At 62.2% G+C, this 25,837-nt stretch carries 19 protein-coding genes and 1 pseudogene; 8 read left to right on the top strand and 12 right to left on the bottom strand.

All coding sequences use genetic code 11. The features are described 5' to 3' along the window. Positions 1-5 precede the first annotated feature (5 nt). Complete coding sequence (locus N7640_RS21090; RefSeq protein ID WP_279905453.1) at positions 6-1,904, bottom strand: potassium transporter Kup; 1,899 nt, start codon at positions 1,902-1,904, stop codon at positions 6-8. A 513-nt stretch (positions 1,905-2,417) separates the two neighbouring features. On the opposite strand from N7640_RS21090, the gene rimO reads away from it, so the two are divergent. Next, positions 2,418-3,740, top strand: a complete 1,323-nt coding sequence (gene rimO / locus N7640_RS21085; protein ID WP_279905454.1) for a 30S ribosomal protein S12 methylthiotransferase RimO — start codon at positions 2,418-2,420, stop codon at positions 3,738-3,740. Positions 3,741-4,110: 370 nt separating this feature from the next. Beyond that, on the top strand, positions 4,111-4,899 hold the full coding sequence (locus tag N7640_RS21080; RefSeq protein WP_279905455.1) for a hypothetical protein: 789 nt from the start codon (positions 4,111-4,113) through the stop codon (positions 4,897-4,899). Positions 4,900-4,958: 59 nt separating this feature from the next. Here the strand turns inward: N7640_RS21080 and N7640_RS21075 are convergent, their stop codons facing one another. The 3 genes from N7640_RS21075 to N7640_RS21065 all read right to left on the bottom strand — a co-directional run bounded on the left by N7640_RS21075 (position 4,959) and on the right by N7640_RS21065 (position 7,098). Further along, a complete protein-coding gene (locus N7640_RS21075; RefSeq protein ID WP_279905456.1) occupies positions 4,959-5,867 on the bottom strand; it encodes a DMT family transporter in 909 nt (302 codons plus the stop codon). Between the two features lie 54 nt (positions 5,868-5,921). Further along, the gene (locus N7640_RS21070; RefSeq protein WP_279905457.1) at positions 5,922-6,257 is read right to left on the bottom strand and encodes a tRNA-binding protein; all 336 of its coding nucleotides are present in this window, start codon (positions 6,255-6,257) and stop codon (positions 5,922-5,924) included. Between the two features lie 91 nt (positions 6,258-6,348). Continuing rightward, entirely contained in the window at positions 6,349-7,098 is a 750-nt protein-coding gene (locus N7640_RS21065; RefSeq protein ID WP_279905458.1) for an AraC family transcriptional regulator, read from the bottom strand. A 132-nt stretch (positions 7,099-7,230) separates the two neighbouring features. On the opposite strand from N7640_RS21065, the gene N7640_RS21060 reads away from it, so the two are divergent. Both N7640_RS21060 and N7640_RS21055 read left to right on the top strand, forming a co-directional pair. Continuing rightward, positions 7,231-8,040, top strand: coding sequence for a UDP-2,3-diacylglucosamine diphosphatase (locus N7640_RS21060; RefSeq protein ID WP_279905459.1), 810 nt, complete (start codon positions 7,231-7,233; stop codon positions 8,038-8,040). Continuing rightward, positions 8,037-9,074 (top strand): glycosyltransferase family 1 protein, encoded by a 1,038-nt coding sequence (locus tag N7640_RS21055; RefSeq protein ID WP_279905460.1) that lies wholly within the window; start codon positions 8,037-8,039, stop codon positions 9,072-9,074. Before N7640_RS21060 ends, N7640_RS21055 begins: the two co-directional genes overlap by 4 nt. Before the next feature lie 210 nt (positions 9,075-9,284). Here the strand turns inward: N7640_RS21055 and fdxA are convergent, their stop codons facing one another. The 7 genes from fdxA to imuA all read right to left on the bottom strand — a co-directional run bounded on the left by fdxA (position 9,285) and on the right by imuA (position 21,401). Next, on the bottom strand, positions 9,285-9,608 hold the full coding sequence (gene fdxA, locus N7640_RS21050) for a ferredoxin FdxA (protein ID WP_220814322.1): 324 nt from the start codon (positions 9,606-9,608) through the stop codon (positions 9,285-9,287). 138 nt (positions 9,609-9,746) lie between these two features. Continuing rightward, positions 9,747-12,320, bottom strand: coding sequence for a DNA mismatch repair protein MutS (gene mutS / locus N7640_RS21045; protein ID WP_279905461.1), 2,574 nt, complete (start codon positions 12,318-12,320; stop codon positions 9,747-9,749). 924 nt (positions 12,321-13,244) lie between these two features. Further along, the gene (locus tag N7640_RS21040) at positions 13,245-14,402 is read right to left on the bottom strand and encodes a UvrD-helicase domain-containing protein (RefSeq protein WP_279905462.1); all 1,158 of its coding nucleotides are present in this window, start codon (positions 14,400-14,402) and stop codon (positions 13,245-13,247) included. Then, complete coding sequence (locus N7640_RS21035) at positions 14,395-16,056, bottom strand: AAA family ATPase (RefSeq protein WP_279905463.1); 1,662 nt, start codon at positions 16,054-16,056, stop codon at positions 14,395-14,397. The genes N7640_RS21040 and N7640_RS21035 overlap by 8 nt, the downstream gene beginning before the upstream one ends. Before the next feature lie 245 nt (positions 16,057-16,301). Continuing rightward, positions 16,302-19,391, bottom strand: coding sequence for an error-prone DNA polymerase (locus N7640_RS21030; protein WP_279905464.1), 3,090 nt, complete (start codon positions 19,389-19,391; stop codon positions 16,302-16,304). After that, the gene (locus N7640_RS21025) at positions 19,367-20,776 is read right to left on the bottom strand and encodes a DNA polymerase Y family protein (protein ID WP_279905465.1); all 1,410 of its coding nucleotides are present in this window, start codon (positions 20,774-20,776) and stop codon (positions 19,367-19,369) included. The genes N7640_RS21030 and N7640_RS21025 overlap by 25 nt, the downstream gene beginning before the upstream one ends. 7 nt (positions 20,777-20,783) lie before the next feature. Next, positions 20,784-21,401 carry a translesion DNA synthesis-associated protein ImuA gene (gene imuA / locus N7640_RS21020; RefSeq protein ID WP_279905466.1) on the bottom strand — a complete coding sequence of 206 codons (618 nt, stop codon included), beginning with the start codon at positions 21,399-21,401 and terminating at the stop codon, positions 20,784-20,786. Positions 21,402-21,718: 317 nt separating this feature from the next. On the opposite strand from imuA, the gene N7640_RS21015 reads away from it, so the two are divergent. Both N7640_RS21015 and N7640_RS21010 read left to right on the top strand, forming a co-directional pair. After that, positions 21,719-22,273: an AAA family ATPase gene (locus N7640_RS21015; RefSeq protein WP_279905467.1), complete on the top strand. Its 555-nt coding sequence runs from the start codon at positions 21,719-21,721 to the stop codon at positions 22,271-22,273. 115 nt (positions 22,274-22,388) lie between these two features. After that, complete coding sequence (locus N7640_RS21010) at positions 22,389-23,765, top strand: CoA transferase (RefSeq protein ID WP_279905468.1); 1,377 nt, start codon at positions 22,389-22,391, stop codon at positions 23,763-23,765. Positions 23,766-23,820: 55 nt separating this feature from the next. Here N7640_RS21010 and N7640_RS21005 read toward each other — a convergent pair whose 3' ends face one another. Then, positions 23,821-24,597, bottom strand: coding sequence for a sigma-70 family RNA polymerase sigma factor (locus N7640_RS21005; protein ID WP_279905469.1), 777 nt, complete (start codon positions 24,595-24,597; stop codon positions 23,821-23,823). A 54-nt stretch (positions 24,598-24,651) separates the two neighbouring features. On the opposite strand from N7640_RS21005, the gene N7640_RS21000 reads away from it, so the two are divergent. Further along, the gene (locus N7640_RS21000) at positions 24,652-25,251 is read left to right on the top strand and encodes an ATP-dependent Clp protease proteolytic subunit (RefSeq protein ID WP_279905470.1); all 600 of its coding nucleotides are present in this window, start codon (positions 24,652-24,654) and stop codon (positions 25,249-25,251) included. A 169-nt stretch (positions 25,252-25,420) separates the two neighbouring features. Next, positions 25,421-25,528, top strand: a pseudogene (locus N7640_RS20995) (chromate transporter); the annotation flags it as partial. Positions 25,529-25,837: the final 309 nt, after the last annotated feature.

Raw genomic sequence — 25,837 nt, 5'->3', positions numbered from 1 at the left:
CGGCGCTAGATCTCCACTTGGGTGCCCAGCTCGATCACCCGGTTCAGCGGCAGCCGGAAGAAGCGCAGGTTGCTGTTGGCGTTGCGCAGCAGGAAGGCGAACAGCACCTCGCGCCAGCGCGCCATGCCGAAGCGCTTGCTGGCGACCACCGTCTCGCGGCTGAGGAACCAGGTGGTGCTCATCGGGCTGAAGTCCAGTTCGTCCAGGTGGCACAGGCGCAGGGCCGCCGGCACGTCAGGCTCCTCCATGAAGCCGAAGTGCAGGATCACCCGAAAGAAGCCGTCGCCGTAGGCGTCCACCTCGAAGCGCCGCTCCGGCGCCACCCGCGGTTCGTCCTCGCTGGCCACGGTGAGCAGCACGACCTGCTCGTGCAGCACCTGGTTGTGCAGCAGGTTGTGCAACAGCGCGTGGGGCACGGCGTCCGAGCGCGCGGTGAGGAACACCGCGGTGCCGCGTACCCGGTGCGGCGGCTGGCCGCGCAGGCTGGAGATGAACACCGGCAGCGGCAGCGCGTTGTCGTCCAGGTGCTCGACCAGCATCTGCCGGCCGCGCTTCCAGGTGGTCATCAGGACGAACACCGCAAGCCCGGCGATCACCGGGAAGGCGCCGCCCTGGAAGATCTTCGGCACGTTGGCGGCGAAGAACAGTGCGTCCACCAGAAAGAACGCCAGCAGCAGCGGCACGGCGATCCAGCGCGGCACGTTCCACAACAGCAGGACCACCGCCGCGGCCAGCAGGGTGGTGATCAGCATCGTGCCGGTCACCGCCACGCCGTAGGCCGAGGCCAGCGCGTCGGACGAGCCGAAGCCGATCACTAGCAGCACCACGGCCACCATCAGCGCCCAGTTCACCGCCGAGACGTAGATCTGCCCCTGCTCGGCGTCGGACGTGTGCTGGATGTGCATGCGCGGGATGTAGCCGAGCTGGATGGCCTGGCGGGTCAGCGAGAAGGCACCGGAGATCACCGCCTGCGAGGCGATGATGGTGGCGAAGGTGGCCAGGCCCACCAGCGGCAGCAGCGCCCAGGCCGGCGCCAGCAGGTAGAAGGGGTTGCGCGCGGCGGCCGGATTTTCCAGCAGCATCGCGCCCTGACCGAAGTAGTTCAGCACCAGGGCCGGCAGCACCAGCAGGAACCAGGCGCGGGCGATGGGCTTGCGGCCGAAGTGGCCCATGTCCGCGTACAGCGCCTCGGCGCCGGTCAGCGCCAGCACCACCGCGCCGAGGATGGCCACGCCGATGCCCGGGTGGGCGATGAAGAAATGCACGCACCAGTAGGGGTTGAGCGCCTGCAGCACCTGCGGCTGATGGAATATGCCGTACAGGCCCAGCGCGCCCAGGACGGCGAACCACGCCAGCATCACCGGCCCGAACAGGATGCCGATGCGCCCTGTGCCGTGCTTCTGGATCAGGAACAGCCCCACCAGCAGGATCAGCGCCAGCGGCACCACCCAGTGCTCCACGCCGTCCAGGGCGATCTCCAGGCCCTCCACGGCCGACAGCACCGAAATGGCCGGGGTGATCATGCTGTCGCCATAGAACAGCCCAGCGCCGAACAGGCCGAGCAGCACCAGCACCGTGCGCAACCGAGGATGGGACGCGGCCGCACGGCGGGCGAGGGCCGTCAGCGCCATCACCCCGCCTTCGCCCTGGTTGTCGGCGCGCAGCACGAACAGCACGTACTTGACCGACACCACCCAGACCAGCGCCCAGAAGATCAGCGACAGCACCCCGAGCACGCCTTCGTGGTTCACCTGCACGCCGTAGCCGCCGTTGAACACCTCCTTGAGCGTGTACAGCGGGCTGGTGCCGATGTCGCCGTAGACCACCCCCACGGCGCCGACCAGCAGGCCGATGGACGAGGAGGCATGGGAAGGCTTGGCGCGCTCGTCGGCGGGTGCGGTCATGGACGGTTCCATCGGAGGAGGGGGTATGCGGGCGCTGCGGCCGGGCCGCCCGGCAGAGCATAGATCAGTTGCCTGGGGCCAGCGGGTGGAGAGCGGCTGTACGTCCATTGCCCAGTCCCCCGTCGTCTCCGCGAAAGCGTGGCCCCAGGGACGCGGTGTACGGACCTAGACATGGACTCCCGCCTTCGCGGGAATGACGGAATTGCTGATCTACCTTATCCATGCAGGGCCTCCCACCCAAGACAATCGAGCGAAACAGCAGCCGTACGCACATCCCCACCCTCCGTCGTCCCCGCGAAGGCGGGGACCCAGAGACGCGGTGTATCGACCTACACATGGCCCCCACCTTCACGCCAACGACGGAATCTCCCATCTACCTGTCCGTACACAGTCTTCATCCGATTGCCCCGATCAGTTGTCAGGCCAGGCTGTTCAAGCTCGTAGCCTGCCGCTAGAATTGCGCACTTTTTGATCAGAGGCGCCTGCCGAGCGCCCGTTTGAGGTTAGCCACCGATGTCCATCGCCACCCCGAAAGTCGGGTTCGTTTCGCTCGGATGCCCGAAAGCCACCGTCGACTCCGAACGCATCCTCACCCAGCTGCGCATGGAGGGCTACGAGATCGTGCCCACCTACGAGGACGCCGACGTGGTGGTGGTCAACACCTGCGGCTTCATCGACAGCGCCAAGGCCGAGTCGCTGGACACCATCGGCGAGGCCATCGCCGAGAATGGCAAGGTGATCGTCACTGGCTGCATGGGCGTGTCCGAGGACGCCATCCGCGACGTGCACCCGAGCGTGCTGGCCGTGACCGGCCCGCAGCAGTACGAGCAGGTGGTCAACGCCGTGCACGAGGTGATCCCGCCCAAGGCTGACCACAACCCCTACGTCGACCTGGTGCCGCCGCAGGGCATCAAGCTCACCCCGCGCCACTACGCCTACCTGAAGATTTCCGAAGGCTGCAACCACAGCTGTGCCTTCTGCATCATCCCCTCCATGCGCGGCAGGCTGGTCAGCCGTCCGGTGGGCGACGTGCTGAGCGAGGCCCAGCGCCTGGTCAAGGCAGGGGTCAAGGAACTGCTGGTGATCAGCCAGGACACCAGCGCCTACGGCGTCGACCTCAAGTACAAGACCGACTTCTGGGAAGGCCAACCGGTCAAGACCCGCATGAAGGAACTGTGCGAAGCGCTCTCCAGCATGGGCGTGTGGGTGCGCCTGCACTACGTCTACCCGTACCCGAACGTGGACGACGTGATCCCGCTGATGGCCGCCGGCAAGCTGCTGCCGTACCTGGACATCCCCTTCCAGCATGCCAGCCCGAAGGTGCTCAAGGCCATGAAGCGTCCGGCCTTCGAGGACAAGACCCTGGCCCGCATCAAGGCCTGGCGCGAGATATGTCCGGAGCTGACCATCCGCTCCACCTTCATCGTCGGCTTCCCCGGTGAGACCGAGGAAGACTTCCAGTACCTGCTCGACTGGCTGACTGAAGCCCAGCTCGACCGCGTCGGCTGCTTCCAGTACAGCCCGGTGGACGGCGCCCCGGCCAACGATCTGGGCCTTGAGCCGGTGCCGGACGATGTGAAGCAGGACCGCTGGGAGCGCTTCATGGCCCACCAGCAGGCCATCAGCGCCGCGCGCCTGCAGCGCAAGGTCGGCACCGAGATCGAAGTGCTGATCGACGAAGTCGACCACGAAGGCTCCGTGGGCCGCTCCTGGGCCGACGCCCCGGAGATCGACGGCAGCGTGTTCATCGACTCCACTGAAGTGAAGCCCGGCGACAAGGTGCGTGTGCGCGTGGTGGATGCGGACGAGTACGATCTCTGGGCAGAGTTGGTCTGAGTCATCGCCAGTGAAAAGCCCCGCTAGTGCGGGGCTTTTTTATGGCCCAATCAAAATAATAATTGAATATCACCGAATTATTGCGGTTGAGTTCATTGTTTTAGATCAGGTGAGGCAGGTGTTCGATTTTCATAATATAGATGTGGCTTGCTGATGTGCGGTTGGTAACTTGCGAGCCTGATTTCGGGTGTCTACACTGGAGTGCGCAGAACGCACAGGGTATGAAAGTTATAGGCTGGGATGCTTTTCTGAAATATTAGTACAGGAAGTTATCCGCATGTCTGATGCTCTTCTGCTGTTTTGCTTCGAAGAATATCAGAAGCATCTGATCTGATGCTGATCGCAGTAATGACACATGGAGGCTAGTGCAATGAGAAAAAGTTTGATGGCGGCTTGTTTGCTAGGACTGTCAGTGACTGCATACGGCGATTCGGGGCCGGCCAATTATCTGATATCCAAGACAGAAGGCGCGAGCACGCCGATGATCAGTACCTCATGGGGCGTATGGGACGGCATGATAGGCCTCGAATCCTATATGTCGCCCTATGCCACGCATGAACTCGTATTCGAGTTCAAGTCGACCAACTATTTCTCTCCCGCGCCGATCAATGGCAATCCCAGGGACAACATCGGGCATTTCGCGGTGGGCGTTCGCGCGGGATACAGCGCCAATGGCCTCGAAGGGCGTGGCGTCATCATTGGCAACGTATCCGGCTATGGCGTATTTCCCAATTCACCGTGCGGGCAGACAAGCCTGAAAAGTACGATTGCCATCGAACACTATTACGGATATGCAGGTAATTGCGTATTCGGCCCATCGACACAAGGGCCTCAGCTTCAAGACGGTATCAAATACCGGGTGAGGGTCGTATCGAGTTATGGCGGGGTGCTGTTCCCGAATAACTATAGAACTGCGTACGATATATGGCAGGCCCAGCCCAATGGCAGCTGGTCGCACCTGACTGGTAAAAGCGTGATGGAGCCGGTAAATGGTCCTACCCCCCTGGGCAATGGGTACGTAACACCACCCATCGTTCCCCCTCTCGATTCTCAAGGCTTCTTTATGGCAGAGGTTTTCAGCTCGCATGCCTGGAGCGTTGAAGTGACCAATTTGGTCAGCAAGACTTGCAGTAGCTTCACTCACTGCACGCAGTTCTAGATTGTAGTTCAAGCAAGGCCTGTTCAGGCCTTGCTCTTTAAAATTGATCACATTCAAGGTCAGCCACCGCGTGGCGACGGGCCGATCTCCTTGATGGGTTCGCTTTCTGCCGGACCGCTGGCGCCTCGACTCAGGCGCGCCGAGAGCACCGTGGCCAACAGGATCAGCGTGCCGCCGAGCAGCATCCGTGGGCCGGGTTGTTCGTTGAACAGCCACCAGGCGAAGACGATGCCGTAGACTGGTTCCAGGGCGAAGACCACGGAGGCGCTACGGGCGTTGAGTACGCGCAGGCTGGCGACGAACAGGCTGTGCGCCAGCGCCGTGCAGAGCAGGCCGAGCAGGGCTATCCACAGCCAGTCGAGCGGGCGGACGTGGGGCAGGGCGGTCCAGGCCAGCGGCAGGGTGACCAGCATGATGGCCAGGTTCTGCCAGAGGGCGGCCTGGGCCGGCTTCACCCCGGCCGTGGTGGCGCGGTTGGACACCGACACCAGGGCGAACAGCAGGCCCGAGAACACCGCCCAGGCCAGGCCCAGGGTGGCGTCGCTGCCGAGGTCGAAGTGCGGCGTGACCAGCACCAGGCCGAGGCTGACCAGGGCCACCACGCCCCATTCGGCCAGGCGTACCTTCTCGCGGAACAGCAGGCCTTCCAACAGCACGGTGAAGGCGGGGAAGCTGGCGAAGCCGAGGGTAGCCACCGCCACGCCGGAAATCTTCACCGCGATGAAGAACGCCCACCAGTGCCCGCCCAGCAACAGGCCCGCTGCGGCCAGGGCCAGGCGGCGTCGCCAGCTGAGCACGGCGGCCGGTTCGCCCAGGCGGGTGAACACCCCGAGCGCGGCGACCGCGAACAGCGCTCGGCCGAACACGATGATCAGCGGGGAGGCCAAGGCCAGCTTGCCGAAGATGCCGGACAGGCCGAAGAACAGGGCACCCAGGTGCAGGGCGAAGAGGGCGGTGCGGTGCTGCATGGGGATTCCGGAAAGGTGGTGAAGATGTGGCGCAGGGTGCACCCGCCCTACGGATCAGGCCAGTCGTGCGCCATTGGGCAGTGGCTTGTCGAAGCTGGCCAACACGACCTTGCCGTCCTGGTCGTGGACGCCGGTGACCAGCACTTCTGAGCGTACCCCGGCGACCCGCTTGGGCGCGAAGTTGCACACGCACAGCACCTGGCGGCCGACCAGTTCGTCGGCACCGTAGTGGGCGGTGAGCTGGGCGCTGGACGTCTTCACGCCGAGTTCGCCGAGGTCCACTTCCAGCACGTAGGCTGGCTTGATCGCCTTCTCGTTGAGGCGCGCGCTGAGCAGGGTGCCGACGCGCAGTTCCACGCGCTCGAAGTCCTGCCATTCGATGGTCTGCATGTGGGCTCTCCTGAGGGGATCGGCAGAGTCTAGGCGCGTAAGCGCGTCCCAGTCTGTCGTGCGACTCGCTGGCTTTGTCGTGGAACTCGCGTCAGGCGTCGGCGCGCAGCTGGCGCGGTGTCAGGCCGAACTCGCGGACCAGCGCCGCGGTGAAGGCGCTCTGCGAGCCGTAGCCGACCCGCGCGGCGATCTCGCCCACCGGCAGCCGGCTGCCGAGCAGCAGCTCGCGGCCCTGGTGCAGACGACGCAGGCGCACATGATCCATCGGCGTCCGTCCCGTCTCGGCGAGGAAGCGGGCGTGGAAGCGGGCGGCCGAGAGGTCGCACAGCCGCGCCAGGTCGGCCACCTGCAGGGGATGGGCGCAATGGCGGTCGATATAGGCATCGATGCGCGCCAGCGGCAGGCGGGCCTTATAAAGAAGAGGCGGAGCGGCGCTGGTCAGGCTCGCCAGCAGCAGAGCGGCGCCCTGCTGGCCGATCACGTCGTCGTCGATGGGGCTGGCCGCCAGCCAGTTGACCAGTTGCCCCTGGGCCGGATCGAGGCGGAGCCGGCCGGGGGTCTCCAGCAGTCGGCGCCCGGCGTCGGCATGGTGCCCGAGGCGCTGCTGCAGCCAGCCGTCCATCGGCACGTCGAGCACCAGGCAGTGGCTGCCCCGCGGGCTGGCGCAGGTGTGGTGGGCGCCGGGCGGTACCACCGCGAGGCTGAGGCTGGAAACCTGGCAGCCGCGGCCGTCCACCTCGAAGTCCAGCTGTCCGCTGAGGCCGAACACCAGCTGGGCGTGGTCGTGGCTGTGGGCGATCTGTTCATGGTGGTAGTGGCGCAGCGAGAGCAGCTGGGGCATGGCGGGCTCCTGATCGAACGGTCAGTGTACACGCCGCGTCGGCCTGCGCGCTGTCATGCAACGGTCACCCGCCGGTCATGGTCGCTTCACCGGTTGCGCGCACTCTCGGCTAAACCCAGCCGGAGGCCGCCCATGAGCATCGCCGAGCGCAGCAAGCCCAGCCGCAAGCAGCATGTCCGCACCCTGTGGATATCCGATGTCCACCTCGGCACCCGGGATTGCCAGGCCGAGCGGCTGGCCGGGTTCCTCAAGCGCTACCAGGCGGGCCGGGTGTACCTGGTCGGCGACATCATCGACGGATGGAAGCTGCGCGGCGGCATCTACTGGCCGCAGGCGCATACCAACGTGATCCGCCGCCTGCTGACCATGAGCAAGCGCGGCACCGAGGTGATCTACGTCACCGGCAACCACGACGAATTCCTGCGCCGCTATTCGACGCTGATCCTCGGCAACATCCAGCTGGTGGACGAGGCCGAGCACTACACCGCCGATGGCCGGCGCCTGCTGGTGATCCACGGCGACCAGTTCGACGTGATCACCCGCTATCACCGCTGGCTGGCCTTCCTCGGCGACTCGGCCTACGAGTTCACCCTGACCCTCAACCGCTGGCTCAACCACTGGCGCGAGCGCTGGGGCTACGGCTACTGGTCGCTGTCGGCCTACCTCAAGCACAAGGTCAAGACGGCGGTGAACTTCATCAGCGACTTCGAGGAAGCCATTGCCCACGAGTGCGTGAAGCGCGGCTTCGATGGCGTGGTCTGTGGGCACATCCACCATGCGGAGATCCGCCGGGTCGGCGCCGTGGAGTACATGAACTGCGGCGACTGGGTGGAGTCCTGCTCGGCGCTGATCGAGCACCTCGACGGCAGCATCCAGCTGTACCGGCTGGCCGAGGACCAGACGCAGGCGACCGAGGTGGCGACCGTCGGGCAGGCAGCATGAGGATTCTCGTCGTCAGCGATGCCTGGGCGCCGCAGGTCAACGGCGTGGTCACCAGCCTGCAGGCGCTGGTGCGGGAACTGCGTGGCCTGGGGCATCTGGTCAAGGTGCTGTCGCCACAGGAATTCAACCACGTGCCCTGTCCGAGCTACCCGGAGATTCCCCTGGCCTGGGACCTGTGGCGGGTCGGCCCGGCGATCCGCGACTTCCGCCCGGACTGCGTGCACCTGGCGACCGAGGGCCCGCTCGGCTGGGCCGCCCGGCGCTGGCTGAAGCGGCGCGGGCTGGCCTTCTCCAGCGCGATCCATACGCGCTTTCCCGAATACGTGCACACCCGCTGGCCGCGCATTCCGCTGGCCTGGGGCTATGCCTTCCTGCGCCGCTTCCACCGCCCGAGCGAGGCGGTGCTGGTGAGTACCGAGCGATTGCGCGACGAGTTCGCCACGTGGGGCCTCGGCCGGCTGCGCCTGTGGCGCAAGGGTGTGGATACGACACTGTTCCGCCCGCAGGGCGAGGCGCCGGCCGAGCCGGTGTTCCTCTATGTCGGCCGCCTGGCGGCGGAGAAGAACCTGCGCGCCTTCCTCGATCTGGACCTGCCGGGCGAGAAACGGGTGGTGGGAGATGGCCCCGAGCGGGCCGTGCTGGAGCGCGACTATCCCGATGCGCGCTTTCTCGGCTTCCAGCAGGGCGAGACGCTGGCGCGGTCCTTCGCCAGCGCCAGCGTGCTGGTGTTTCCCTCGCGCACCGATACCTACGGGCTGGTGATGCTGGAGGCCCTGGCCTGCGGCACGCCAGTGGCCGCCTTCCCGGTGACCGGTCCGCTGGACGTGCTGGAGGCGAGGGTAACCGGGATCATGGATGAAAGCCTGGAGCGTGCCTGCCTGGGCGCCTTGCAGCTGGACCGGGCACAGTGCGCCGAGCGCGCGGCGCGGCAGTCGTGGCGGGCCTCGGCGCTGGAGTTCCTGGCCTGCCAGCCGTTGGTGGATGGCACAGAGATTCGCGTGGAAGCGCCGCAGGCGCTGCCGATATCCGTGTAGGCCGAGCGCATCGCCGGCTCCAATAAAAAGGCTATGTTCACGTTAGTTGTAGGTGGCTTAATCCTGCTTTTGTGGGAGCGGCTGGGCGGAATTCCGATTGGCCGCGAAATTCGCGGATAAATCCACTCCCACAAGGCGTGCAGCAATTACGGGGGACATATAGCCAATAAAAAGGCCCGCATTCAGCGGGCCTTTTTGCACTCTTCGAACTCAGCGTTCCAGGTGCTGCAGCTTGTCCTTCACGCCGTCCCATTCCTCGGCGTCCGACAGTGCATCCTTCTTCTCGGTGATGTTCGGCCAGACTTCCGCCAGCTCGGCGTTCAGCTCGATGAACTCCTGCATGCCGTCCGGCACCTCGTCCTCGGAGAAGATCGCCTGGGCGGGGCACTCCGGTTCGCACAGGGCGCAGTCGATGCACTCGTCCGGGTGGATCACCAGGAAGTTCGGGCCTTCGTAGAAACAGTCCACCGGGCAGACTTCCACGCAGTCGGTGTATTTGCATTTGATGCAGTTGTCGGTAACGACGAAGGTCATGCTGATTCTCTCCTCGTGCGGCGGCGCTGGGCCCCGTCTGCGCAGGGTTTGCAGGCGCTCGATATAGGCCGCGGCTCAGGCTGTAAACCGGGCAGTCATAAAAATGCGCGCGATTCTATCAGCTTGAGCCGCTTCGCGTTAGACCCGCGCCTTCCATGCATAGACCAGCTCCAGCGCGCGGCGCGGGGTGAGATCGTCCGGGGCCAGCCGGCTCAGCTCCTCCAGCACCGGATGTGGCAGCGTGGCGAACAGGTCGCTCTGCAAGGGTGCGGCGATTTGTCCCGGCTCGTGGCGTGGCGCGTCGTGGGGCAGGCTGGTGGTTTCCAGCCGGGCGAGGTGCTGGCGCGCACGCTGGATCACCGGCCCCGGCACGCCGGCCAGTTGTGCCACCGCCAGGCCGTAGCTCTGGCTGGCTGGGCCGGGCAGCACGTGGTGGAGGAACACGATGCGCTCATTGTGCTCGGTGGCGTTGAGGTGCACGTTGGCCGCCACCGGCTCGCTTTCCGGCAGCACGGTCAGCTCGAAGTAGTGGGTGGCGAACAGCGTCCAGGCGCGCAGCTGGGCCAGGTGCTCGGCGGCCGACCAGGCCAGCGAAAGGCCATCGAAGGTGCTGGTGCCGCGGCCCACTTCGTCCATCAGCACCAGGCTGCGGTCGGTGGCGTTGTGCAGGATGTTGGCGGTCTCGCTCATCTCCACCATGAAGGTGGAACGGCCGCCGGCCAGGTCGTCGCTGGAGCCGATGCGGGTGAAGATGCGGTCGACCAGCGACAGCTCGCAACTGGCCGCCGGCACGTAGCTGCCGATGTGGGCGAGCAGCACGATCAGCGCGGTCTGGCGCATGTAGGTGGACTTACCGCCCATGTTCGGGCCGGTGATGATCAGCATGCGCGTGTTGTCGTCCAGCCCCAGGTCGTTGGCCACGAAGGGCGTTTCCAGCACCTGCTCGACCACCGGGTGGCGGCCCTGCTCGATGCGCATGCAGGGTTCCTCGACGAAGCGCGGGCGGTTCAGGTCGAGGTTCAGCGCGCGCTCGGCCAGGTTGGCCAGCACGTCCAGTTCGGCCAGGGCGCTGGCGGTGTCCTGCAGTGGCGCCAACTGGGCGATGAGGATTTCCAGCAGCTCCTCATACAGCTGTTTCTCGCGGGCCAGGGCGCGGCTCTTGGCCGACAGCGCCTTGTCCTCAAAGGTCTTCAGCTCCGGCGTGATGAAGCGCTCGGCGCCTTTCAGGGTCTGCCGGCGGATGTAGTCGGCCGGTGCCGACTCGGCCTGCTTGCTGGGCAGCTCGATGAAGTAGCCGTGCACGCGGTTGTAGCCGACCTTGAGGTTGGCCAGGCCGGTACGCGCCTTCTCCCGCGCCTCCAGGTCCATCAGGTACTGGCCGGCGTTCTCGCTGATCGATTGCAGTTCGTCCAGCTCGGCGTCGTAGCCGGTCTTCAGCACGCCGCCATCGCGGATCACCGCCGGCGGATTGTCGATGATGGCGCGCTGCAGCAGATCGGCCAGTTCCGGGTAGGTGCGGATATTCACCGCCAGCTCGGCCAGGTGTGGGGTGTCCAGTTCGGACATCGCGCCCTGCAGCTGCGGCAGCGCGGCGAGGGCGTCGCGCAGGCGGGCAAGGTCGCGCGGACGGGCGTTGCGCAGGCCGATGCGGGCGAGGATGCGCTCGACGTCGCCGATGTCCTTGAGCTGGGGCTGCAGCAGTTCGAAGCGGTAGCGGTCGAGCAGGCAGGCGATGGCTTCCTGGCGCCCCTCCAGCACGGCGCGGTCGCGCAGCGGGCGGTTCAGCCAGCGGGTCAGCAGGCGCGAGCCCATGGCGGTCTGGCAGCGGTCGACCACCGATTGCAGGGTGTTGTCGCGTCCGCCGGAGAGATTGGTGTCCAGCTCCAGATTGCGGCGGCTGGCGCCGTCGAGGATGACAGTGTCGTCCAGGCGCTCGTGGCGCAGGTTGCGCAGGTGGGGCAGGGCGGTGCGCTGGGTCTCCTTAGCGTAGACCAGCAGGCAGCCGGCGGCGCCGATCGCCAGGGTCAGGCCTTCGCAACCGAAGCCCTTGAGGTCCTGGGTGCCGAACTGCTGGCACAGGCTCTTGCGTGCGCTGTCGCGCTCGAAATCCCAGGGCGCGCGACGGCGCACGCCGCGGCGCTTTTCTATAGGCAGGCCCTGGGGCCAGTCGTCGGGGATCAGCAGCTCGGCAGGGCTGAGACGCTCCAGCTCGGCCAGCAGGTTCTCCCAGCCTTTCAGCTCCTGCACGCTGAAACGGCCGCTGGTGATGTCGAGCATGGCCAGGCCGAACAGCTTCTCGTCACCCAGGATGGCGCCGACCAGATTGTCGCGGCGCTCGTCGAGGAAGGCCTCGTCGCTGATGGTGCCGGGAGTGATGATGCGCACCACCTGGCGTTCCACCGGACCCTTGCTGGTGGCCGGGTCGCCGATCTGTTCGCAGATCGCCACCGCCTCGCCGAATTTCACCAGGCGCGCCAGGTAGCCTTCGGCCGAGTGGAAGGGGATGCCGGCCATGGGGATGGCCTGGCCGGCGGACTGGCCGCGGGCGGTGAGGGTGATGTCGAGCAGGGCGGCCGCCTTCTTGGCGTCCTCGTAGAACAGCTCATAGAAGTCGCCCATGCGGTAAAACATCAGCAGGTCCGGATGCTGGTTCTTCAGCCTCCAGTACTGTTGCATCATCGGTGTGTGCGATGAATAATCGTTTTTATCCATTAAAATCAATCACTTAAAAGTATTTAAATTGGATTTTGGGGTAAATTTGGGGCTGTTTTGACACATCTTCTCGTCCCATCTGACTCGTTCCAGCACTCTTGTGGACGCAAGTCTTCCAATGTGCATGTCCAGCCCAACATCGATTAGCCCTTGGGTGTTCACTGCGTGATGTCGCTACTGCTGTTGAGTGGCCATTGTCCGGTCTTGAGCATAAATAGCTCGAAGAGCCCAGGAGGCATTGTGCGATCTCCTGCTTCCCACTGCTGCCAAGCACGCAATGATGCTTGGACTGTTTGCGCTGCCTTCGTTTGGGTTAGCCCGGCGATGGTTCGGGCTTCTCGGATGGCGGATGGCATCGGACTCTGAATTTTATTTGGCGAGGTCATTGAGATGTTGGTAATAGAAGATGGCCAGACTTTGTGCATTATATGCTCAACGCGCGTACTGATTATAAATTGTCGTCCTGCCGAGTAATTTCAGCGGCTAAAGGCGAATTGTGCTGCTGCGGTGAATGGCCCTCTGGTGATGGTCTTGGTGACATCTGCAGCTTAAGACTGAGGTTTAGGCTGGCAATTGCTGCTGGTGCCACGCCTCTCGGCACCGACCATAGGCTGACCGCTGTAATCGGGTGGGGCATGGTTGTCTCTTCATCGTGGCGATCTAGCCTGACACCGTCTTCCAGTGCGTCCAGTACATTGTCCTGTGCGCCTATCTGACGATCTGCCAGTCACAAATCAGGCTCCGCCGCAGATGGGGAGAGGGGGATCTGAAGTTCTTGATGTGGGTTGTCCCTAGCTGGAGCTACTGGGGGCCTGGAAGGCTCGCATCACCAGTCGAGTGTTTTAGCCAAGCCACTACGGCGACCGATTGAACTCACAGCCGAATGCAGCCCCCTCATCACTGACCAGTAATGAGCAGCCACAGTCAAGTGGGGGGCTTCATCCAAGCGGGGAAGCGTAAGCCCTCCGCTTTCTTGTCCGGCACGATGAATCCCAAGCTATACCTAGCCCGTGTTATTGCAACGTACAGCTTGTTCTGCGTAGTTTCAGCGTCGGCAGGGAAAGGAGTAGCGCCGTCCAGAACGAAGTGCATCTGGCTGTCCGACGGTAGAATCAGCACACGATCAAAACTCAATCCTTTGCTGCCACCAAAGTTGTAGCAGCGAGCCTGAGTAGGAAGAATCGTTGTCCCAGAAGCTACGTTCCAGCGCAGTACCATTGGGTTATACGTCGCGATGTAGTCGGTGAGGTCCGATTGCTTGACGATGAAAACGCCAAGATGGTGGGTGAACTCAGGGGGGATATCGTCAACGGCTGACTTCGTTGCCTCGTAGACGCCCTTATGCACCTCATCGGCGACCGCACAGATCGGTTGGATGCACCTCCAATTGAAGGTGAGCGCTTCTTCCTTGAAGCCCATAGATTTGAACTCTGCAATCTTCTCTGCAGTTGTTTGAGGCGCCTTGTGACCAAACGTTGTCTCGTACACAGTCTGTCGGAAGTCGCCCACACAGGTGATGGGTGGCTTCATTGCTTTGTTCAGAGCCTTGAGTACCTCGTAATCCCATCCAACTAGGTCTTGCACTTCGTCGAAGTAAACTTGGCTATAGATGTCGCCGAGGCGAATTGCAGCAGCATTCTTTGTAGCCTTCGAGAGTCGTGTCGCTAGCTTTGCCAAGAAGCCCGTGTGGACTTTCGTATAGCATTGAGTTAGAAAGTGGTTTGGATTATAGCTCTTGTCTTCCCGCTGCTCTTTGCGTCCGGGTAACATATAGGTTGATCCAGGCCTCAGATGAGGATTGCGGTCGTTGAAAAATACTCCGTCGATCCGCTGCGCAAACAGTGCTTGCTGATACGGCCTCACCATGTCTTCTAGGTAGAACGAGAACAGACCTTTCACCACGAACCGATCACTGTGCCTACCAAAAGCAGACAGAAATCGGCTTCTCAGTTCCTGCTGATTACTGGTGGTGTAGGTTACTACCAGCACCTTGCCCCCACGTTCAATCTCGGTAATCGACTCGGTGATGATCTTGTGGGTCTTCCCTGATCCGGCACCGGCTATGCATAATGTATTAGACAAAGTTCAGTACCTCACCGAGGAAGGCGGGATACTTGAATGGTTCGGTGGTCTCAAACAACCTGATGGCTGAGTCGACCTTCTTCTTTCCCTTGCCATCGCCATCCGCGCTCTTGAACCAGTCTACGATAAAGGTACGCTTGCCATCGAATGTGGGCTCCGCAGCTAGCAAGTTATAGGTCTTGGTCGAGAGTACGATTTTTGCAAACGCTACCAGCTCTTTCTCCGATGTAGAGTTCGCCATGATCATGGCCGGCTCCAGCGAAAACTCATTGTTGTCTGTAGATGAGATAATTTTGATATTTGGATGCGCTGTGTATTCATTCTGGGCTTTGACGATGTTATTGGCGTAGTCACCATCATTGTCCCGCAGTATATTCACTGCAGTTCCAATCTCTTTGCCAATCTCGATGAATGTCTTGAAGCCTACGCCGCGTACTACGATGATGTCGATCCCATCCTGTTCAGGCAGGCGGCCCTTATTGTTATCCTGATAGAATCTTTTTAGAACTAGCTCATCAGACGGCCCTTCGACCAATACAACCTTTTTGGACAACGCGACGCGCAGAGTATCGTAGCCTGGTAGCCGTTTGAGCATTTTCACAACGTCTTTGTCTAAGAGGTGTAGTCGCTGATACGAATCATTGAGTAAGCAGATCTTGTCAATGCTCAACTTATTTAGCACATACGAACTGTGGGTGGTAAGGAACAGTTGCTTGCCGTTTCGCTGATCTTCGATGTCGTGTACAAGCTTGCTCAGTTCGATATGGGATAGGTGATTTTCTGGCTCCTCCATCATCACAAGGTCAATGTCTTTTGACTTGTTGTGGAGGGCTAGTTTAATCTGCACCTTGCTTTGCTCACCCTTTCCAATCATGTGGAAAGGTACGGCATTCACCTCTAGCTGCAAACCATTCTGAAGTGCACCGGCCGGCATCGTGCTAGCGGCAATGGTCAATTTCTTATCGGTAATTTTGTTGTCGGAATCCAAGTCTCTATTGACTGTCTTTACCTCGTCTGTTTCGTTGAAAGACTGCAGTGTTTCACGGTAGTTGAGGCTCAAGCGGTACTCTTCGTCCTTCTTGAGGGCGGTATTCAGGACATTCGAAATGTACTGATTCTTTCCGAAGGTGGGGTGGATGCGGGTTGGGTCGATATAGAGCGCACGAAATTGCTTGGTCATTGGCTTTATGACGTTCCAAGCAAAATCCATCCACTCGACTTTGTAGAACTCCACTGGGATGCTGGTTATCGGGGCGCCAGCAGCCAGATAGTCTCGGTACGCATCTGTGAAGTCTGGATCGAAGCTCGCTTTGACCTGAACTCCTTGAGCATCTTTCAGCAGGCTGTTATTTGTGCCTCGGTAATCAGGCACGTTCCTCATATACGCCTCGATCACGAGAACTGGCAAGTCTGCTGGGGTCTTTGGGGAGGCTAGGAAGGCAGCGACCGCGTCGCTGTTGAATAGATCGGGAGAAAATTCATTGCTGAACGGTCGGCCACGATACTGGAAGTTAAGTACGATTTCCAAAGCTTCCAATATCGTGCTTTTGCCGGCATTGTTGTCACCAACGAAGATATTTACATCCTCGTTGAATTCAAAATGTTGATCTTTGAATTTTTTGAAATTGAGCAACCGAAGCGATTCAACGAGCAATTTTCAACTCCCTCTGAGATGGCAGTTTCCGGGGGTAAGATCGATCATGGCGAAACGCTACTGTGCGACATAAGCCTTGTCCAGTGCAGAAGCAGAACGGCTATGGCAGGCTTTGGGAGGCTTGAGTAAAGGCAGGTTGCATCATCAGAAATGAATCACACTTCGTTCCCAAGACTCTGTAGGGCTGCCATGGATTGATTTCAGCCGGTTTAGGGGACAGCTATTAGCTGATTTCTGTCGTCTGATCATCGAAAATCCCGGCTGCGCACATCCAGTCCGGTCAGCAGGGAAGTGAGGTCGCTCAGCCGACCGGCGATCACGTGACGCACGCCATCCGCCGCCTCCAGATGTCCATCGATGCGTAACATCTGTGACTGCACCAGCACCCGTCGTTGGCGCTCAGCTAGGTCGTGCCAGACCACCACGTTGACCAGTCCGAACTCGTCCTCGAGGGTGACGAAGATTACCCCGCTGGCGGTCTGCGGACGCTGGCGACCAATCACCAGCCCCGCAATGCTGACCGGTCTGCCTGGCTCGACAGCGGCAAGCTCACGTGAGCTGCGACAGCGCTGAGCCTTGAGTTGGCGACGTAGCAGCGCCAGGGGGTGAGGGCCGAGAGTCGTGCCCAAGGTCGTATAGTCGGTGAGCAGATCCTCGCCGACTGTGGGAAGCGGCAGGCTCACGGGTGTTTCGGTGGGCGAGGCCTGCCCGGCGAACAGAGGCAGCTGCGGCTCCACGCCGGCCACGGCCCAGCGCGCCCGATGGCGATGTCCTGCGAGACCTCGCAGGGCTCCTGAGTCCGCCAGCCGTTCGCGGGCGCGGGCATCTAGTCCGGTACGCCGGCTCAGATCCTCGACGTCTACGAAGGGCCCAGCCTGGCGTGTGTTCTCGATGCGTCGCGCATCGTCCTCGCGCATGCCTTTGACCATCCGCAGCCCAAGGCGAACGGCAGGCTGTGCATGGCCGGTCGGCTCCAAACTGCAGTCCCAGTCGCTGTAACGCACGTCCACCGGGCGCACTTCGATGCCATGTCGGCGAGCGTCCTGCAGCACCTGGTCAGGGCTGTAGAAACCCATCGGCCAGCTGTTGACCAATGCACAGGCGTAGGCCGCTGGCTCATGACACTTCAGCCAGCAACTGGCGTAGGTGAGCAGGGCGAAGCTGGCGGCATGAGATTCGGGAAAGCCGTAGCTACCGAACCCTTCGATCTGCCTGAAGATGCGATCGGTGAATTCGGCGGTGTAACCTTTTTCGAGCATGCGCGAGGTCAGCCGCAGCCGATGCGGTTCCAGCCCGCCATGACGTTTCCAGGCCGCCATGCTGCGACGCAGTTCATCGGCTTCGCCCGGGGTGTAGTCGGCGGCGACGATGGCCAGTTCCATCACCTGCTCCTGGAACAGCGGCACGCCGAGGGTTCGCTCGAACACCGGCCTCAATTCCTCGGAGGGGTATTCGACCAACTCTTCGCCGTTCCGCCGGCGCAGGTAGGGATGCACCATGTCACCCTGGATCGGCCCGGGTCGAACGATGGCCACCTGGATCACCAGGTCGTAGAACTCCTTGGGCCTGAGGCGTGGCAGCATGGCCATCTGCGCCCGTGACTCGATCTGGAACACACCAATGGTGTCGGCGCGGCTGATCATTGCGTAGGTGGCCTCGTCGTCCTGGGGCAACCCAGCCAGCGTCCAGCGGGTACCGCGATAGCGCTCGATCAGCCTGAAGCATCGGCGCAGTGCGGTGAGCATACCGAGAGCCAACACGTCGACCTTGAGCAGGCCGACCAGATCGAGATCATCCTTGTCCCACTGAATCACGGTGCGATCGGCCATCGTGGCGTTCTCCACTGGCACCAGGGTCTCCAGCGGGTACTCCGAGATCACGAAGCCTCCCGGGTGCTGTGACAGATGACGAGGAAAACCGATCAGCTCTCCAGTCAGCGCCAGTACCCGGCGCAGCACTGGGTTGTCCGCATCGAAGCCAGCTTCGGCCAGGCGCTCCGCCGACGGTGGGCGGTTGCTCCAGCGTCCGCAGCAATCGGCCAAGGCATTGATCTGGTCGGGCGGAAGGCCAAGTGCCTTGGCGATGTCACGAACCGCGCCAGCACCGTGGTAAGTGCTCACGACTGCGGTCAGCGCGGCACGCCCTCGACCATAGCGACGAAACACGTACTGAATGACTTCCTCGCGGCGCTCATGCTCGAAATCGACATCGATGTCCGGCGGCTCGTTGCGCTCACGAGACAGAAAACGCTCGAACAGCAGCTTGCTGCTCGCGGGGTTCAGCTCGGTGATGCCCAGGGCAAAGCACACCGTGGAGTTGGCTGCAGAGCCTCGACCCTGGCAGAGGATGTGCTCGTTGCGGGCGAAGCGGACGATGTCGTGGACCGTGAGGAAGTAACTCTGGTAGCGCAGCTCGGTAATCAGCGCCAACTCGTACTCGAGCTGCGTTTGACTATCTGCCGGTACGCCATCTGGCCAGCGCCACTGCGCGCCTTGCCTGACCAGCTCACGCAGCCAGGAGGTGGCGTCGTGGCCTGCGGGTACCAGCTCGTGCGGGTACTGATAGTGCAATTGCTCGAAATCGAAGGTGCAGCGCGCGGCGATGCGTAGTGTCTCGGCAAGTAGTTCCGGCGGATATAGCTCAAGCAGCTCCTCGTGGCGGCGCAGGTGGTGCTCACCATTGGGAAACAGATAGGCGCCTGCTTCGGCTACCGGAAGATGATGACGGATGGCCGTCATGCAGTCCTGCAATGCGCGACGGCCTCGGGCATGCATGTGCACATCACCACAGGCAACGGGCGGTAGGTCGCAGTCTTTAGCCAGCTCGAGCAGTTGGCGCAGGCGCGTGGCATCGTCTGAGCCTCGGTGCAACTCGACCCCCAGCCACAACCGCTCTGGAAAATGCACTCGCATCCACGGCACATGCCGGGCATCTTCCGCCGGCAGCCAGATCGCCAGCAGGCCTTCCAGGGGCTGGTCGAAATCATCGAACAGCAGGCGGTAGGTGCCTTTTTCGGCACGGCGCCGGGCGAGGGTGATCAGATGGCAGAGCGCCTGATAGCCGCAGAGATCTTCGGCCAGCAGGACCAGCTTGGGACCATGCTCGATGTGCACCTCGCTGCCGACGATCAGCGGCAGGCCGGTGTCCTTCGAGGCCTGCCAGGCACGGACGATGCCTGACAGGGTGCATTCATCGGTGATCGCCAGGGCTCGGTAGCCAAGGCGGGCGGCACGCTCGAACAGCTCGTCGGCACTGGAGGCGCCGCGCTGGAAGCTGAAATTGGACAGGCAGTGCAGTTCGACATAGTCGGTCATGCGAACCAACCGTGTAGCCACAGCGGCCCCTCGGACGTACGGAAGGCCCAGCCACGTTGGCCAGCGCGTGTCTCTACTAGGTAGTAATCGCGGCGTACGCCGCCACCGTCCCACCAGCCGGACTCGATGCGTTCTGGGCCGGCGAGGATGCGTAGTGAGTCTTCACGCAGCGGTTGCGGCTCGGCCAGCAACCAGCTGGGGCGAGGGCCCGTGGCGGGGAGGGGAGAGCCAGGTTTGCGCTGTCCTGTTTGCCAGGCGTGTTCGGGACGATGGTCGGCGCGGGCATCCAGCCCCTGCACGGCATCGTCTCCCAAGCGAGCACGCAAGCGCTCGCGCAGCTGTTCCCAGGGCAGCGATTGCTGCGGGCGGTCGTCGAACAGCTGGCGATGCTCTGGCGTGAAGGCCGGCAGCTCACGCGCAATCAGCCGCACCGCCAGTACCGGTGCCGGCAGTTGCAGGGGTTCCAGGCGGCCCCGGGTCAGCTCGAAGAGCATGGCCGCTTCACGCTCGGCGGCGAGCAGGCCGACCGGCACCTGGGTGTCGGCTTGATCGCGGTGCTCCAGGTGCAGGACGAAGCGCTGCACCCCGCTGTCGCGGCCCGCCAGAAAGACAGCGAGGTCTGCCGTCAGTCGGCGTAGTGGGAACAGCAGCGCTTGGTGCGACTCGACCTCGAAATTCAGTTCGATACGCGCGTCGAATACATCCGGAGGGCGATAGAAATCCAGGGCCAACGGGCGATGACCGAGCAGCGTATCGAGCTGAATCAGCACTTCGGCAGGGAAGCGTTTCGCTAGGCTGTCGCGCGGCAGGGCGAGCAGTTGTCGCAGATGGCGTAGACCCATGCGGGTGAAGGATGTCGCGATCTCGTGAGGCAGGCCGAGACGGTCCACCGGCAGCCGGTCGAGTGTCTGGCGCAGCGTCTTGGTATCGGTGATCGCCAGGCCGTCGTGGGTGTTGGCCAGTACCCGCGCAGCCGCTGGGTTGGGTGCGAGGGTAATACGGTGTTGGAAGCCCAGTGCAGTCAGTTCTTCGCGCAGGCGCGCCTCGAAGCGCGGCCAGGGACCGAACAGCCCGAAGCTGGACTGCACCTCCAGCAGCAGGCAGCGCGGATAGTGCAGGCTGACCTGGGCACTGAAGCCGTAGGACCAGGCGGCGAGGAAACGCTGCCAATGCTCGATGGCCGCCAGATCGTAGTCGGCTGTGACGAAGTCGCGAATGAGCGCCTGGGCCGCGGTGAGGGTTTGGCCGGGTTTTAGGCCGAGCGCGCGTGCCGCCGGGTTGACCGCCTGCAGCACGCGACGTTGCGGCGTACCAGCGAGCAGTACTAGGGGAGCGTCGGTGTCGGTGCGGTGGCGCAGCACGCCATCCATGGCCAGTTGCGGCAGCAGAATGCAGGCCCAGAGCATGTCGGCCTCACCGCCAGGCGGCTGTGATCGGCCGTGCTGGAGCCAGGCCGCCACGACACTTGAGCACCCGCAGCTGAGCCGGATAGGCATCGACAGCCAGCCGAAGAGCTGCGGGCGATGGGTTTACCGCTTCCTCCAGAGGGCGGTAGACGAACGCCAGCGTCTGGCCTGTTTCAGCAGCTACCTGCAGGCGACGAAGGGCTCGGTCGTCAGCCTGTCGTGGCCAGCAGAGCACGGCGCCACAACTGCCCGAACGCAGGCACTGTTCGGCGGCCCACAAGGCGTCGCGCCCTGTAGCCTGGACGATGGCCAGATGACGCAAGTCCACATTGGCCGAGAGCCAGGCTTGGGGGTAGGGCAGATGGGGAGGCCCTACCAAGACCACTCGCTCGCCTATGGCGGTCAGACGCGCCAGGGTGGGCCACAGCAGGCGAAGCTCACCGATACCAGTCTTGGCGACCAGGATCTCGCTCAGTGCCGAGTCCGGCCAGCCTCCACCAGGAAGGACCGCGTCCAGTTCGACGAGCCCGGTTGGATGAGGGCTGGGAGAGGGGGAAGCAATGGCCTGACCTCGCCAGACGCGACGCGCGTCGAGCAGACGGTCAAGGGCGACCACGGATGCCATGATAGATAACCAATAGCTGTATGAATAAACAGTATTTGGTTTCTCTCAGGCGTAGGTCAAGTCGAGGCGATGAATGTCGCCTCGGCGTATCAGTTGATCTGCATGGCCGCTTCATCGATCAGGCCCAGCAATGCCTGGGCGAGCTGGCAATGACTCCCCCTGAAGTCACCACCAGATGCGTTTCGTCTTTTCTGCTCGCTGCTCACCTGCGTCAGAGCAGGTCGGCAGCGTGCCTGGAGGTGGCTCCAGGGTAGGCTGATCTCAGGGCAGTAATGTGTAATTGAAATTTTTAGACTCAGATCGCTTGGGAGTAGCCAATGACCCGACCAGAACCCACGAGCCAGTACGTCATCATTTCCGGCTGTTCAGGAGGAGGTAAATCGACACTTCTCGCGGAGCTTCAGCGACGTGGCTATGACGTGATCGAAGAGCCTGGGCGGCGCATCGTTCAGGAGGAGCTGAGCCAGGGTGGGCAGGCCTTGCCATGGATCGACATGGTGGGATTTTTGCGCCGTGTCATCCAACAGGCGCAGGATGACCATGCCAACGTTCAGCGAAACAGCTCTCAATGGGTGTTCTTTGATCGTGGTCTGGTCGACGCAGCGGCCGCACTGCAGGCGCAGATAGGCGAGCCCTTACTGGCGACTCTAGGCCAGTCCTATCGCTATCACTCGATTGTGTTTCTGACGCCACCGTGGCCGGAAATCTATGTTCAGGATGCAGAGCGGCGCCATGCCCTGGATGCTGCGCTAGCGGAATACGAGCGGTTGCTACAGAGCTATCCGGCCTTGGGGTATGCAGTATCGCTTTTGCCGAAAGTCAGTGTGGCGGAGCGTGCAGACTTTGTGCTGAGCACCTTGGCTGAACTCTGATCTGTGGCAACCTTCAAGACTGTCAGGCCAGCGAGCGCTTCAACAGGTGGTGGAAAGGCAGATCGCGCAGCACATGCATTTCGAGTGCTCTTTGTTCGATTGAGGAGACGCCACGATGAGTCCTTACACTGTCCTGAATTCCCTATGGTCACTCGGTGGCATGCCGCCGCAGGCGCTGGTTCAGATTGCCTTGACGGGCCACGACCCGGTACTCCCGTCATCCTTCGCGGTGGGGACTGCTGCGCAGGCAAGCATTGCGGCTGCCGCGCTGGCCGCCTGCGAGTTGGCCCACGCGCGCGGCCAACCACGTCAGCTCATCAAGGTGGACATGGCCCACGCCGCCGCCGAATGCACGGGCTATTTCACTGTGGACGGACAGGCACCTGAACAATGGGACTCGTTGGCGGGTTTGTACCGATGCGTCGATGGCCATGTGCGTGTGCACACCAACTTTCCTCATCACCGAGATGGCGCACTGCGCCTACTGGGGCTGGACCCGGCATCGGCTACGCGCGCGGAGGTCGCGCATGCCCTGCTGGGCTGGAAGGCGTTGGATTTCGAGCAAGCGGCGGCTGATCGCGCGCTGGTAGCCACGGCGCTACGCAGTTTCGCCGAGTGGGATGCGACGCTCCAGGGCCAGGCAGTAGCTGCTCAGCCGCTGATGACGATTACCCGGATCGGTGATGCGCCTGTGCGCGCATTGCCCGTTTTGGCAGATGATGCCCGGCCACTTACTGGCCTGCGCGTGCTCGACCTCACACGTGTTCTCGCCGGTCCGGTAGGGGGCCGGGCTCTGGCCTCATTCGGCGCGGATGTCATGCTGGTCAATTCCCCGAACCTGCCGAACATTGCCGCCATTGCCGAGACCAGCCGGGGCAAGCGTTCGGCGCATATCGACCTGCGTACAGATACCGGCCGCGAGATACTTTGGCGGCTTGCCAAGGAAGCCCATGTGTTCTCGCAAGGTTACCGTCCGGGCGGATTGGCGGTACTCGGTTTTTCGCCGGAAGCACTGGCTGCGCGGAGCCCCGGCATCGTCGCTGTATCGCTAACTGCCTACGGCACCCAAGGCCCGTGGGTACAGCGGCGCGGCTTCGACTCGCTGGTGCAGACGGCCATGGGGTTCAACTATGCCGAAGGCCAGGCGGCAGGCGATGGCAAGCCACGCGCGTTGCCTATGCAGATCCTTGACCAAGCAAGCGGCTTCCTGATGGCCTTCGGCGCGGCAGCAGCCTTGTGGCGCCAGCAACGCGAGGGCGGAAGCTGGCATGTCCAGATATCGCTCGCCCAGACCGGTCATTGGCTGCGGGGGCTGGGGCGTATCGAGAGTGGCCTGCGAACCGGTCAGACCGACCTGTCGCGTTGGCTAACGGATGAGATGTCCGGCTTTGGATTGTTGCGAGCTATCAGTCCCAGTGCGCGATTGGCGCGAACGCCTGCGTGTTACACGCGCCCGTCAGTACCACCCGGCAGCGATGAGCCAAAGTGGTGACCGTGCGATGCGAGGATGTCGGCAAACGAGATATCCATCCGACCAATCCACTTCATCAGGCCGGCTCGGCGACGGCGTCGCCCAGCGGCAGTAAGGCTACAAGCCCGCAAGGAGTCTGACTCAGCAAGGTAAGAAGGTTACCAATCTGGAACAGACGAGTAGTCGGCTGCCTTGCGCTTTCACCAGAATTCAGTGGCAGCGCCTGTGCGGATAGCGCAATCGCTTGGAGTCTGGAGGTCCGCAGTACGGCGACCAGTCCAGACGGATCACGCTGCGCTACTGCCAATTGGCACAGCGCGAGCAGATAGCAAGAGTTGTCTATTGGATCATCTCGGTCGTTATGGCGCAGGCGCTGCAGTACGCGACGCAGGTGTTGGCGCGAGGCCGCTTCGCTGCGACCCGACAACTCGCCAAGTTCAGCGTGACCGAAATCGAACACCTCGTAGAGCAGCACCAGCGCAACGTCGTCGGCCGGCAAGGCGTGGGTCAGGCGGCACAGCGCCTGCTCGACGCGTTGCGCCTGTTCAGCCAGTTGTTCGGGCGTCTCGACAACGGATGTCGCATTGGTCTCCGAAAACTGGTCAAGAACGACTTGATAGCGACTCTGCCTACGCCAGGTATCTATGCACAGATGGCGCAGCACCGTGATCAGCCACGCCTCGCGGCTGCTGGTTGTGACAGGCAGTTTGCCGTCTGCCGTGCGTAGCCATGTGTCCTGTACCAAGTCTTCGGCTTGCTCCTTCTGGTCTAGCCATTGCCGGGCCAATGCAATCAAACGGCGGCGCAGTACTTCGTCAACGGCCAAAGGATGGGAATCAGCGGGGGATGTCACGGAAAAACCTCATCGTTCGTTTATTGAATGAATTAGTACCATGGAGTTATCCAGATGCTTGCACAAGAAACTGACACCTCGCCCAAGCCGACACCTGCTCAGGACAACACTTTTCTGGAAGAAAAAGCATTCCGATCCCGGATGGTTCTGGTGTTCGGCACCATCACCGACACACTGGCATCCGAGACCGTGCGCAAGCTGCTTACACTGGATGCTGAGTCTAGCGCGCCCATTACCCTGATCATTTCGTCTCCCGGCGGTCATCTCGAATCGGGGGATGCGATCCATGACGTAGCGCGCTTCGTTTCGTCGCCGGTCAACATGGTTGGCACCGGCTGGGTGGGCAGCGCTGCTACGCACCTCTATCTTGGCGCTCCTCGAGAACGCCGCTTCTGCCTGCCACAGACACGCTTTCTGATCCATCAACCCAGTGGCGGCGCTGGCGGCCCTGCCAGCGACATAGCCATCCAGGCCGCCGAAATCATCAAAGCCCGCGAACGCATCACTCAGGTCATTGCACGCGAAAGTGGCCAGCCGCTTGAGCGGGTGCGCGAGGATATTGAGCGTGACCTCTGGATGCCGGCGGAGGATGCCGTCATCTATGGCTTGGTATCTCGCATTATCAGCCGTCGCGAAGAATTGCCTGCTACTTGATGGTGCGCGCTGCCAATGTGAGCTCACTTGGAAACCAGCTGAAGCCGGGCTTCTGTCGCTTCCATTTGTTTAGCTGTTGCTCGTCATACTGCTCACAGCTGCAATTGACAGAGCCCTCTACAGATCTGCCTCACGCGCTGGTACATGAGAGCTCCATGCCATGTCGAGGGGGCTGACTTCATTCGGCAGCCCCATCACTCATCTAGGTTATTTTCGTGATGAGTTTGTCAGCCGCCGACGGTGGCTGAGTGAGCGTAGCTACGCTGGTCTAGTCGCCTCTGTCAGTTTCTGCCAGGACCATGGGCATTATGAGGCTCTCCCTGCGCGCGTGAAGACGTAAATACCCTGATCCGCTACCAGGTTCTCACGGTCATAGCGTAGGGGCGGTTACTGACCCATATGCCGGAATTGCGTAGAGGAGGTGGCAGTATGTGTAGCGGTGTGGAGGTTCGAATTGGAGATCGAACTTCGAAAATCTATTATCAAACGGCGATGGCTGCGTTGCCTGTAAAGTTGCCAGGTGCTGGAGCCCTAGAATGGATTATCTGGGGGCGGCGTAAGGGGGAGGCTGGGAGTAGTCCGCAAG

The sequence above is a fragment of the Pseudomonas sp. GD04015 genome (genome assembly GCF_029837675.1).
In the GTDB taxonomy this organism is placed as follows: domain Bacteria; phylum Pseudomonadota; class Gammaproteobacteria; order Pseudomonadales; family Pseudomonadaceae; genus Aquipseudomonas; species Aquipseudomonas paralcaligenes.
Note: the sequence above shows the minus strand (reverse complement) of the source record. Positions and strands in the feature narration are given on the sequence as shown.

What these genes read in the sequence shown, in the direction of transcription:
- N7640_RS21090 (WP_279905453.1), bottom strand. Translation starts at nt 1,904, where the DNA reads ATGACCGCACCCGCCGACGAGCGCGCCAAGCCTTCCCATGCCTCCTCG.
- rimO (WP_279905454.1), top strand. Translation starts at nt 2,418, where the DNA reads ATGTCCATCGCCACCCCGAAAGTCGGGTTCGTTTCGCTCGGATGCCCG.
- N7640_RS21080 (WP_279905455.1), top strand. Translation starts at nt 4,111, where the DNA reads ATGAGAAAAAGTTTGATGGCGGCTTGTTTGCTAGGACTGTCAGTGACT.
- N7640_RS21075 (WP_279905456.1), bottom strand. Translation starts at nt 5,867, where the DNA reads ATGCAGCACCGCACCGCCCTCTTCGCCCTGCACCTGGGTGCCCTGTTC.
- N7640_RS21070 (WP_279905457.1), bottom strand. Translation starts at nt 6,257, where the DNA reads ATGCAGACCATCGAATGGCAGGACTTCGAGCGCGTGGAACTGCGCGTC.
- N7640_RS21065 (WP_279905458.1), bottom strand. Translation starts at nt 7,098, where the DNA reads ATGCCCCAGCTGCTCTCGCTGCGCCACTACCACCATGAACAGATCGCC.
- N7640_RS21060 (WP_279905459.1), top strand. Translation starts at nt 7,231, where the DNA reads ATGAGCATCGCCGAGCGCAGCAAGCCCAGCCGCAAGCAGCATGTCCGC.
- N7640_RS21055 (WP_279905460.1), top strand. Translation starts at nt 8,037, where the DNA reads ATGAGGATTCTCGTCGTCAGCGATGCCTGGGCGCCGCAGGTCAACGGC.
- fdxA (WP_220814322.1), bottom strand. Translation starts at nt 9,608, where the DNA reads ATGACCTTCGTCGTTACCGACAACTGCATCAAATGCAAATACACCGAC.
- mutS (WP_279905461.1), bottom strand. Translation starts at nt 12,320, where the DNA reads ATGGATAAAAACGATTATTCATCGCACACACCGATGATGCAACAGTAC.
- N7640_RS21025 (WP_279905465.1), bottom strand. Translation starts at nt 20,776, where the DNA reads ATGCTCTGGGCCTGCATTCTGCTGCCGCAACTGGCCATGGATGGCGTG.
- imuA (WP_279905466.1), bottom strand. Translation starts at nt 21,401, where the DNA reads ATGGCATCCGTGGTCGCCCTTGACCGTCTGCTCGACGCGCGTCGCGTC.
- N7640_RS21015 (WP_279905467.1), top strand. Translation starts at nt 21,719, where the DNA reads ATGACCCGACCAGAACCCACGAGCCAGTACGTCATCATTTCCGGCTGT.
- N7640_RS21010 (WP_279905468.1), top strand. Translation starts at nt 22,389, where the DNA reads ATGAGTCCTTACACTGTCCTGAATTCCCTATGGTCACTCGGTGGCATG.
- N7640_RS21000 (WP_279905470.1), top strand. Translation starts at nt 24,652, where the DNA reads ATGCTTGCACAAGAAACTGACACCTCGCCCAAGCCGACACCTGCTCAG.